The sequence below is a fragment of the Porticoccus sp. genome, from assembly GCF_041592135.1.
GTDB lineage: Bacteria > Pseudomonadota > Gammaproteobacteria > Pseudomonadales > Porticoccaceae > Porticoccus.
The window spans coordinates 1-2,461 of the sequence record NZ_JBFHQR010000204.1 but is presented as its reverse complement, the minus strand read 5'-3'; the positions used below and the strand labels follow the sequence as shown (position 1 = coordinate 2,461).

Below are 2,461 nucleotides of genomic sequence, written 5' to 3'. Positions count from 1 at the left end.
TGTTCCGGTTGGGGATACAGCCGCTCCAGCAGGGATTGCAGCATGTGACCGTTGGCGCCACAGGCGGAGACACTGCCCACTTCCTCATGATCGTTGCAGATCAACATGCTGGTTTGCTGCTCTCCAGCCTCCAGCAAGGCCATCAGGCCGGTGAAACAGCTCAGCAGGTTGTCCAGGCGGGCACTGGAGATAAACTCGCTGTACAGCCCAGTGATGGCCGGTGCCTGGCAGTCGTAGAAGTACAGCTCATAGTCGACAACGTTCTTGCCGGACAGGGCGGGCTCAGTTTTCGCCAGCTCGGCGAAGAGCAGCTGACGGAAATCCCGGTTATTTTTTTCGCGCGCCCTGAACAGCACCGGCGGAATATCTGTTTGCGGATTGATCTTCCGTTCATTGTTGGCCTCGCGATCCAGGTGAATGGCCAGGCTGGGGATAACCGCCACCGGGCGCTGCATATCGACCAGTGCCTGGCGCAGCCCGCCGTCGCCATTGTCGACGATCACCCGGCCGGCAATGGACAGGTCGCGATCGAACCAGGGGTTCAGCAACGCGCCGCCATAAACTTCCACCCCGAGCTGGAAATAGCCCTGGCGATGTAATTCCGGTTTTGGCTTTACCTTCAGGCAAGGACTGTCCGTGTGGGCACCAATCATGCGGATACCGGTTTCCTCGGCAGGTTTCCGTCCCGCGATAAAAGCGATAACCGAGGAGCCATTGCGGGTGATGTAGTAACGCCCCCCGGGCTGGACCTGCCAGGCGTCCTCCTCCGGCAACGGCGTAAAGCCGGCGGCATCCAGCGCCGCCCGCAGATTCCTGACGGCGTGAAATGGCGTGGGTGACTGGTGAATGAAATCCAACAATTGCTGATTAAAACGCTGACTGCTCATTGACCCCTGCCCTGCTCTCTTAATTTATTCATCTGCCGCGTCAAGTCGTGCCAGCAAGCTGGACGTATCCCAGCGACCGCCGCCCATGTTCTGCAACTCGCCATAGAACTGATTGACCAATGCCGTCACCGGCAATCGGCTGCCGTTCCTGCCGGCCTCATCGAGGACAATGTCCAGATCCTTGCGCATCCAGTCGACGGCAAAGCCGTGATTGTACTCACCGGCCAGCATGGTTCGATAGCGGTTTTCCATCTGCCAGGATTGCGCCGCGCCCTTGGAAATCACATCGATCACCTGTGCCGGATCGAGTCCGGCCGCCCGGGCAAAATGCAGACCCTCCGCCAGCGCCTCAATCAACCCCGCCACACATATCTGGTTGACCATTTTGCACAACTGCCCGGAGCCCACCGGCCCGAGCAGGGATGCCTGACGGGCATAACTGGCCATCACCGGTTCGGCACGCCGGAAATCGTCTTCCTCACCGCCCACCATCACGGTGAGCGCGCCCTTCTCCGCCCCCTGCTGACCACCGGAGACCGGCGCATCCAGATAACCGATACCCTGTTGCCGGGCAATTGCCGCCAGCTCCCGACTGACGGTGGCGGAAGCGGTGGTGTGATCAACAAACAGGGACCCTTCGGGCATCGCTCTAAAGGCGCCCTGTTCACCGAGGGTAATCGCCCGCAGATCCTGATCGTTGCCGACACAGGCAAACACCAGTTCCGCATCCCGGGCGGCCTGTGCGGGTGAATCCGCCGCACGCCCGGGGTACTGCTCCAGCCAGCGCTGGGACTTTGCCGCCGTGCGGTTATAAACACACAGGTCATGGCCGGCATGACTCAAATGCCCGGCCATCGGAAAGCCCATCACGCCCAGGCCGATAAAGGCAACTCTACTCACGGTTTGCTTCCTAGGGATTCATCAGTATGACAATGAGCACTGCACCCAACAGCAGGCGATAAATGACAAAGGGCAACATGCCAATGCGATTGATCCAGGTGAGGAACAGGTGGATGCAAAGGTAGGCGGCGATAGCAGAGAGCACCGTGCCCAGGGCGATATCCACCCAGGGTACTCTGGGTAATTGGGTGAGCCCCAGTGCTTCATAGCTACCACTGAGCACAATGATGGGGATCGCCATCAGGAAGGAAAACCGCGCTGCAGCGGCGCGATCAAAACCCAGGGCCAACGCTGCGGTAATGGTGATCCCGGACCTTGATGTCCCGGGGATCAGGGAAAGCGCCTGGGCAAGACCGACCAGCAATGCCGAACGCCAGGTGAACTCCGTGAGCGCCCGGGTGCGGCGGCTGAAAATATCGGCAGCACCCAACAGGATGCCAAACAGAATGGTGGTCGCCGCGATCACCGCCGTGGAACGCAAGTGGGTTTCGATCACATCACCGAACAGCAATCCCGCCAACCCGGCCGGAATGGTCGCCAGAATAATCTGCCAGCCGAGACGGCTTTCGGGCGTACTGCTGCCCCCCGATACATGTTTGCACCAGTGCACAACCAGCAACCGCACGTCGTGTTTGAAATACCAGAGTACCGCCACTAGCGACCCCACATGTACT

At 59.9% G+C, this 2,461-nt stretch carries 3 protein-coding genes; all 3 read right to left on the bottom strand.

Annotated elements, in window-relative coordinates; translation table 11 throughout:
- On the bottom strand, nt 1-887 hold an 887-nt coding region (locus tag ABY948_RS12090; RefSeq protein WP_461482787.1), incomplete at its 3' end, for a M18 family aminopeptidase.
- A 24-nt stretch (nt 888-911) separates the two neighbouring features.
- Nucleotides 912-1,787: an NAD(P)-dependent oxidoreductase gene (locus tag ABY948_RS12085; protein ID WP_461482786.1), complete on the bottom strand. Its 876-nt coding sequence runs from the start codon at nt 1,785-1,787 to the stop codon at nt 912-914.
- A gap of 10 nt (nt 1,788-1,797) precedes the next feature.
- Nucleotides 1,798-2,461 (bottom strand): undecaprenyl-diphosphate phosphatase (locus ABY948_RS12080; RefSeq protein ID WP_461482785.1); only part of this gene is annotated, 664 nt, incomplete at its 5' end.